The organism is Peribacillus sp. YIM B13482, from assembly GCF_042787975.1.
In the GTDB taxonomy this organism is placed as follows: domain Bacteria; phylum Bacillota; class Bacilli; order Bacillales; family DSM-1321; genus Peribacillus; species Peribacillus simplex_A.
This window is the reverse complement of the sequence record NZ_JBHZPF010000100.1, coordinates 1-7784: the sequence shown is the minus strand read 5'-3', so window position 1 is coordinate 7784 and position 7784 is coordinate 1. Positions and strand designations below refer to the sequence as shown.

Here is a 7784-nt window from a genome sequence, read left to right as displayed (position 1 = left end):
CAAATATGGACGTAACGCTTAGTTTCTAATTTGATATTTCAATGACCTGTTGGCTTAATGCTGGCGGGTCTTTTTTTATTACTGCTGAGGGAGGATTGAAGAATGGCTTACTATGATACCGAAGAACAAGAGACCGTAATTGTGTACGAACCGGCTACTAAACTATGGGATATCTACACGACCGTACCCAAGCACATAAATAGGCTGAAAAACGCCCATATAGAGTCGATTTCCGATGTGGAAAAGGATGCCGAAGGTAAAACCATTGGATTACGTTTGAAGGTTGGAAAACTGCCTTCAAGCTATGTTTTTAACAGATAAAGAGGGAGGGAATAACATGGCTGCAGGAACTAAGAAACGTAAAAAACGCATGAAGAGACAGTTACAGAAGCGATTCAAACAAACGTCAGGTCCAGTCTCCATTGAACCAAAGAAGGATTTCAAGGCCCATTTGCTGTACAAAGGAAAATACGAGGTAGAAAATCAAGCATACCAAGCCCAACTTGATGCTGTATATGGGGGCAAGGTGCAACCTATTGAGAGATTCATAAATCAGAAAGCGGTGATTTTTCACCATTGTAGCGAATGTGACAAAGAGTTCTATGCCAGACCAAAATGGTTACTGTCCAAAGAAGATCAGCGTCATGATTGTTATTCGTCTTCGATACCAACAGGTGTCGCTAAGAAAACCCAACGAATAGTATCAGACGAAGATATATTAAAAATGTGTACGTTGTTCGGCAAAGGTATCAGCACCACTAAAATAGCTACTGAAATAGGTGTGAGTCGCCCCACGGTGAATAAATATCTAAAGCAAGCGGGAGTTAAGTAAAGCACTTATCCTGCTTATTTTTGGGGGTACTTGTGGAACGCGTAATTCAGCAACAGCAACCCGATTCCTATGATTCCGGAAAAAAAGGTTACGATAAATCCCTGTGGAGTTCTAACCACAACACTATAGATGAAACATGCCGTGAACGCAATGACGATAAGGATGTGTATCAATCGGTATCTGGTCATTAAAGCACCTCTTTTTCATTAGTTAACTTGCCATATTATACCACTTTAGAGTTATGGAAACCCATCGCGAAATTTTTCAGGGATGCATCATGCGTACCTAGTTGCAATTTCAGTAACCACCCCTCCGCCATTTCAAATCGGCAATACAATTACCCAGCAAGCAAAAGATAATTGCAGTACTGACCTCAACAGAGACATTCCATAATATGGTAACACACTTATCGTTCCGCCAGCTATCCAATTTACGCGAGAGAAAGGGGGTGTGGCAGAGGTCGACCCCATGGGGGAGGACTTCAACATATTGGGACGTTAACGGATCTCATGGCAGCCGTTCACTTAATGAGGGTATATCTAGGTGTGATTGATTCGTTTTCTATTTCTATTTTGAGATGCACATTTGAGATGGCTTCATGCCTTGTTCCTACGTTGTCCATTCAGTAGTCCCGTATGTGTTGACAATCGAGACTGTCTATCTGTGTGTGTTGGCATCTCACGCACCTCACTATCACTTACCATTACTGGGTTTGTTTGCCTTTTTAGGTATAGTATCGCTAATCTGCTGTTTGTGGTGGTAGGGTCTGTATCGAGGTCACATTCATTGTCCACTGTATGGACGTACTGTTGAGTTAGTGACATTGGTTAATCCCAGCTGTACTGAGGGTTGGGGTGCTGTTAATTAGGTGAGGCTATAGAGTTCTGTAAAGAAATGTAGTCAATTCCTTAAAGGAAGATACTAAAGAAATCTCCCTAAAGAAAGTACTCTTATAGGGAGGTGACAACAGTGTGCTTATACATATTATTGCTAATGCTGACTTACATTTTTAGTCTCTGAAATAACGGTGTCTAGCCCACGGAATCCTCCCTCGGTAGATTTAACACGCATATTTGCTGTGTTGCACGAAGTCATTTCCTCGCAATGCGGACATTGTGCTATGTTTCCAATAAGTGTTGATGACATCAAAGATTCCATATCACCAAAAAATATTGGTGAGTTGAACCACTGTACGCATTTTCTGTTTAAACAAAGAATTTGAATTTCAGTTATTTTATCCATTTTTTCACCCCCCCCCTTTCAACCTACAACTTTCGATACGAAGGAAGATTATTCCTTCTTTGAGGGGGATACAAATTACTTAGTGAAAGAGTACCTCACAAAAGTTACTCGGACTATGCCTTATACTCTGTTTTGTGTATATTGGTGTATTGTATATTCAAAACTAGTTTACATAATCACCACTATGGGAAGTTGATGGGTTGCATAAATCCCTTCATATCAACGTTTGTGTAAGTGTGCGTTTTTATCATTTATGCGTGATTCTATACATTGTTGATTTAACGGGCTTTTGGAGGTCGTCATTATTTTATTTCCCACTATTTCTTGCATAAAGGGAAGAGTCGTTTTTGAGGTTCTTTCAGGGTGTTTATTATTTGTGCACGCCTGAAACGGAACATTAGTTCGCACTTTGTCCCGCCTAGCTTTTTATCAATTTGCCCATTTTTAAATCCACAAAAAAGCATAAAAAAGTTTGGGGATGCTGTCTTTAAAGCCCCCGTGCAAGCATTAAAAAACACCCATAAGGGTGCTTATTTTTGTTGGGGAATGATATTTTTGGTTCTTATAAAGCTTAAAAACTCTCTGCCGTAAGCTAAAACTTCATGCTGTGTCTCTGGTTCAAACCATTCTTTTCCGTCCAAATCATCAAACTTTGTTGGTATATGAATTAGATCCATGCTTTTCAGTTTAGTATCGATGTTCTTTGAATACGTTTGGTACTCTGGTCTATTTACATTTTCCTTAGTCGGATAAACTTCATCCAAACCAGCATGATAGAAAAGTCTTCTGACATGTCCATATCTCAAACTTCTTAATGTATCAAAATGATTATAGATTATGTTTTCGTCTGGATTTTCCTCAAAATAGACATGCTGAAACCCATTTAAAATATAGAGAATTTTAGCATCCTCATGTTCTTCAATAAAATCTGCAAAGACAATAGGCCCTATCTTTTCTTGAATGAATTCTTCCGGAAACTTGCTTGTTCCATTTAAATAAGTGAGTGTTCGTAACTGTGGGGCATATTCCTTTACCCGTCTCTCTATCTGATTAAGTTTTCTTTTGAAAAAAAACTTGTTAACATACGGCATCATTTCGATTGATTCTTTAAATAATGCAAAGAAACTTTCTCCGGCTAACTTGGTAATGGGTCCTTCTAATTCAGAAATATCATTCATTTGATTTCCCCCGTTTCACCTACTTCAATTCGGTAGAGAGGGGCGATAGTCCTGCATACCGGGGTACTCATTAACCTGACGATAACTTAATTCGTCCTTACAGCCACTTGTTTTCCGGTATAGCGTAAAAACTCATAAACTATCGAATTAACTTGTATTTTGACTAAGAGTATTGGATAATAAATGAAAATAAATGGACGTAAAAAAGAACCTCAACGTGTCACAGTGGTACGCCAATACCCTGTAACCGTTCCCCCATCTCGTACATGGGAAAACACTTGTCGAAGTTCTTTGTAACTTACATATTAGTACATTCATTTTAGTGTATTTTATTGTTAGTTTCAAGGAAAAAATGTGGTTTCTTTCTATTAGACACATTTAAAGGCATTGGTTTCCCTCTATAGTTATTGGGAAATCGGTGTCTTTTTATTGTCCTCTAAGGGAGAGAAATACCATGATGTTACTTGCTGGAAGAATTGAGAACTTTAAAGAGTACAGCCAATTTGATAGTCTGAAAGCCTTCAATACCACGATAGAAATGTTCCTAGCTGACCATAAGAAAGATTTCAGTAAGGGCGAACTGGTGGCATTTAAACGATTAGTACGTTACTCCGCGAAGTATTTCGGGGTTGCCAATGCTAAGATCGGGACGCTATTGAAAACAATCAATGAAAAATTAAATGGATTCGGCATCAGTCGTTCCACGTTCGAACGTATGCTGAGGAAGGCAAAGGATTTCGGAATCTTGACCGTGAAGAACACCGTTAAACGTAAGGGTGGCAGAGGTCACAATGTGTTTGTCTTCAACACAATTGACGCATTGAGAGAGAGAAAATTGACGCATTGCGAGGACGCTGTAAAGCCATGCGAGAGTAAGGGCGAACAGCCGAATAATGAAAAGGAATCTATTGTTCTTTTAGAATCTAGTAAAACAAAACAAGAAAGTAATACATACATAAGCGATAATAAAATTGTTACATATGTGGTTAATAGAGTCACTGATGCAATCAAGGAAGGTTCGACCATTACGTACATATCCAGTTACGTTGATAGAGTTTTCAGGTCATTGGAACGTCAAGCGTTATATGCTGAGAATAACCGTCAAAAGGCATTAAGAAAGAAACGTGAGGAAGAGGCACGTAAATTTTTAAATCCAATCAAGGACGTACCATTGGTTAACTGGTTAGACATGTAAGGGAGACTCGTTATGACAAGAAAGATGTGTGTTTACTGTGGGCGTTGGTATGACATGAAGACTATGACCCCGTTATTTGAACAGAACAAAGATCATATAGATTACTATTGTGAGGGATGTTACCCAGCGGTTAAAAGTAACGTGGCAAAACTTCCTTATTCCCATCTGTTTAAATGGGGGGAGAGAGGCAGCCACAACGAAAAATAACCCCTGACAACTTTTTTAAGGCTGGACTCAGGGGCAGGTAGCTACTTTTCAAATATTACTATCCCCATCAAACTGGATACTATTCATTGGGCCTGGAATCGGGCGTGGGGCAAATTCGTGACCCGATCTTTAATCTTGTCCTTTTTCTTTCATCCCTTTCCCTTTCTCTTATGATAGTGGTCTTTTGAAAAACCCATTCTCTTATTACTTATGTCTTTATATTATGTCTTTGTATTATGTGTATATAACGGGCAATATCTTCACCACGGAAGTAACCTTTCTGCACTACTAAGGTGCAAATACTGCCCTATATAATCCCTGGAATGAGGATTAATAACTTTTATAATCCCTACCATGTGTGCTTATTACTTCGAGTCTTTGCTTATCCTGTTCGGCTTCAATTTCAAGCTTGCTGATTTTAAGATCCAACTTAGCTTTTAATTCTGGAACTAGTTTTTCCAGCACTTCCTTTTCATGTGGAAGGTTCACGTAATACCGATTCTTATTGGCATATCCTGATGCCTTCTCTTTTCTAATGAGTCCAACTATTTCAAGTCGCTTTGTCGCTGCTTTGACAGTTCTGGGGGTAATTCCGGTCCAAATAGCCAACTGGTTTACGGTAGGAAAAGCATATCTCTTTTGGTTGTTGTCATTTTTCAATAGAAGAATGTACACGGCTAATTCATTTCCTGAGATGAGTCCAAACCCTAAATAACTGAAAATCGAATGGGGCACTTGTTCATAGTTCTTTTCCACGTTTCCTTTGCAACGGATATGAGTACCTTTAATTTTTGGTGTATTGTTTGTCATGTTCAATCAATCCTTTTCAGCTTTGATAGTGTAAGATTTTCACCTTACCTATTTCCGTACTTGCAGAAAAGGATTGAAATAGGACATTTAATTTGAGGATTATTTAAAATTTACTTTGTATGCCTCCATACGCTAATTCTGAGGCTTTTAAATTTAAAACTAGTAGTTCAATTAGGAAGAAACACTAACGCCTCTGTACGGGGTGATTACGAGGCAAATAGAAGGGGTGTTCTAAAATGAGTGAAATTGAAGAACTAAAGATAATTTTGGAAAACATTTTCAGCGATATGAACAAACAGTTCGGGGGAATCCAAGAAGAGTTCCAAAAGGTTAACAGTCGCTTAGATGAGGTAGAAAAAAAGTTAAATAAAGAAAACGGTGAAATTTCGGAACGACTGAAACGAATTAGTGCCAATTTAGAAGGTAACAGCAAAGACTAAAGCGAAATAACTAACCAGAGGTGATCTTAAATGAAAGTAAGAGAAATTCTAGAGTTAACTCAAACAGTTAAGTTGGCGGTTATTGCTAAGGAACGGCTAGATTTTGGTGAAAAGAAAGCTGTTGCAGCGATGAAGGCTGCTGGCTGCTATTCCATTTCTGGTAAGCCCGGCTGGCACTTCAATGGTGATGAAAGCGTATTGGAAAAATCCATTTATGACTTTGTTCCACCAACCAAACGAAAAGCCAAGGCTGATAATACTGGTATTGAAACTGGCAAAGCTACTGGTATTGAGGCTGGCACTAGTGCTATTGCTAGTACCGGTACTAGTGAGAGTGTTAAGACTGGTAATAGAACTAGCGGTAATGCCGGTAAAGAAACGGCGTTTAAAGAGGTTGCGACAGGTATTGATACTGGTTTCGGTACTGGTACTGTTGTCAGTGTTAATGCTAGTACTAAAACCAGTACTGATACCGGTACTAGTACGGACATATTAGACCGTTTGTTTGAGGGCTTACCAGCGACTACTGATAAAAAAGAGGTCAGTTTTTATTTGACTCATGATGTAATAGAAGTGATAAATCGGGCGAAGAAAGGCAACAGATCGGACCTGGTCAATGAAGCACTACGGAAGGTGTTCAGAGAAAAAGGGTGGTTGTGACCTGTAAATGGAACCCCCGCCACAATCTATAAAGTAAGCAGGCTTATGGTTTGCTACGGACGGTTAATAGACATGGATCCTTTGATTAAAGTGTTGGGCTTAGTGCCTGACGCTTTTTTTAATGCCGTGAAGTCATATCTTATTACCTAATAAAGAGGTGAGTACTATTAAAATCACAGTTGAAATGTTGCCTTATTTATATGCGTGTCGTGAGTTAAATCAGTTTGAATTTGCTGAGATCATCGGCGTTCACCAATCCTATTTATCTTTGGTTCAAGCTGGACAAAGGCCCATGACCCCACAATTTGAAACAAAAATATTGCAAGGCATTGAAAAGCTAAAAGTCAGTTCAGAGGAACTTATCCATATTTCTCGTATGGTTGAAATCCGAAAAAGTCGAGGGTACCACTGAATTAGTGCTATCTGAAGCAAAAAAACAAATTTTAAAAGGTGGTTATTACTATGTCAGAATTTAATCCAGAATTTATCAAAGCGTTGGCACATGGTGACAACGAGGCCCATGAACAAATTAAAGAGTTACCGTTAACAGTCAGAATGGCATTAGGTACAGCTATTGAAAAGTTGAGACGTGACGAAAACATCATTCCAATGAGTGGTGGAATGTCAATTTTCGAACAGAAGAAAAGTAGCTATGTTGATGATGATGCAGTCGGAAAAGCATTAGCTGAACGTATCCAACGAGAAAAGGAAATTGAAGCTAAAAAGGAAAAAGACCGAGAGGCATTCATTGAACAAGTGGCTAAAGAACAAGCAGGCAGGGCGAGGGCTGGCCTTAGAAGATCAGACCGTTAATTAAAACTAAAATTGAAAAGGATGGATGAAGAATGTTAAACGATTTATTTTATGGAATGCGTGATATTAGAAATGAATATAAAGAGGTTGGCGTAACAGCCACTAAAACTGGTGAGACAATCAATTCACTTGATAGGCAATGTAACGTGCGTGTGGACGTGGAAGGGTTAGATGGTGACGCTAGTCTTTATATTAAGTTTGAGGAATCTAATGATGGTGTTATTTTTAACGAGATTGGTACTTTCCCTATTCCTGATGCACATCATGGCGTACTCTTCGCTACATTTAAAGATCATGTCCGTTACCAGCTAAATGTGGGTGGTACTAATCCAAATATGGACGTAACGCTTAGTTTCTAATTTGATATTTCAATGACCTGTTGGCTTAATGCTGGCGGGTCTTTTTTT

11 protein-coding genes are annotated in these 7784 nt (G+C 38.9%); 8 read left to right on the top strand and 3 right to left on the bottom strand.

Annotated features, from left to right (window positions below; all coding sequences use genetic code 11):
• Positions 1-102: 102 nt before the first annotated feature.
• From ACFX4L_RS24520 to ACFX4L_RS24510, 3 genes are read left to right on the top strand one after another with little or no spacing between them, the layout of a single operon-like run.
• Positions 103-321 (top strand): hypothetical protein, encoded by a 219-nt coding sequence (locus ACFX4L_RS24520; RefSeq protein ID WP_377406540.1) that lies wholly within the window; start codon positions 103-105, stop codon positions 319-321.
• Positions 322-337: 16 nt separating this feature from the next.
• Positions 338-832, top strand: coding sequence for a helix-turn-helix domain-containing protein (locus ACFX4L_RS24515; RefSeq protein ID WP_377406539.1), 495 nt, complete (start codon positions 338-340; stop codon positions 830-832).
• A gap of 32 nt (positions 833-864) precedes the next feature.
• A complete protein-coding gene (locus ACFX4L_RS24510) occupies positions 865-1023 on the top strand; it encodes a hypothetical protein (RefSeq protein ID WP_377406537.1) in 159 nt (52 codons plus the stop codon).
• A 799-nt stretch (positions 1024-1822) separates the two neighbouring features.
• Here ACFX4L_RS24510 and ACFX4L_RS24505 read toward each other — a convergent pair.
• Together ACFX4L_RS24505 and ACFX4L_RS24500 are read right to left on the bottom strand one after the other, a co-directional pair.
• On the bottom strand, positions 1823-2074 hold the full coding sequence (locus ACFX4L_RS24505) for a hypothetical protein (RefSeq protein WP_377406535.1): 252 nt from the start codon (positions 2072-2074) through the stop codon (positions 1823-1825).
• A 530-nt stretch (positions 2075-2604) separates the two neighbouring features.
• Complete coding sequence (locus ACFX4L_RS24500) at positions 2605-3252, bottom strand: hypothetical protein (protein ID WP_377406533.1); 648 nt, start codon at positions 3250-3252, stop codon at positions 2605-2607.
• A 454-nt stretch (positions 3253-3706) separates the two neighbouring features.
• Between ACFX4L_RS24500 and ACFX4L_RS24495 the strand changes: the two genes are divergently transcribed.
• Positions 3707-4447: a hypothetical protein gene (locus ACFX4L_RS24495; protein ID WP_377406531.1), complete on the top strand. Its 741-nt coding sequence runs from the start codon at positions 3707-3709 to the stop codon at positions 4445-4447.
• Between the two features lie 537 nt (positions 4448-4984).
• Here the strand turns inward: ACFX4L_RS24495 and ACFX4L_RS24490 are convergent.
• Positions 4985-5464: a helix-turn-helix domain-containing protein gene (locus tag ACFX4L_RS24490; protein ID WP_377406529.1), complete on the bottom strand. Its 480-nt coding sequence runs from the start codon at positions 5462-5464 to the stop codon at positions 4985-4987.
• 236 nt (positions 5465-5700) lie between these two features.
• Here ACFX4L_RS24490 and ACFX4L_RS24485 point away from each other — a divergent pair, with 236 nt between their 5' ends.
• From ACFX4L_RS24485 to ACFX4L_RS24470, 4 genes are all read left to right on the top strand, one after another.
• Positions 5701-5904, top strand: coding sequence for a hypothetical protein (locus ACFX4L_RS24485; protein WP_377406527.1), 204 nt, complete (start codon positions 5701-5703; stop codon positions 5902-5904).
• A 30-nt stretch (positions 5905-5934) separates the two neighbouring features.
• Positions 5935-6564 (top strand): hypothetical protein, encoded by a 630-nt coding sequence (locus tag ACFX4L_RS24480; RefSeq protein WP_377406525.1) that lies wholly within the window; start codon positions 5935-5937, stop codon positions 6562-6564.
• 462 nt (positions 6565-7026) lie between these two features.
• A complete protein-coding gene (locus ACFX4L_RS24475; RefSeq protein WP_377406523.1) occupies positions 7027-7377 on the top strand; it encodes a hypothetical protein in 351 nt (116 codons plus the stop codon).
• 32 nt (positions 7378-7409) lie between these two features.
• Positions 7410-7736, top strand: coding sequence for a hypothetical protein (locus tag ACFX4L_RS24470; RefSeq protein ID WP_377406522.1), 327 nt, complete (start codon positions 7410-7412; stop codon positions 7734-7736).
• Positions 7737-7784 lie beyond the last annotated feature (48 nt).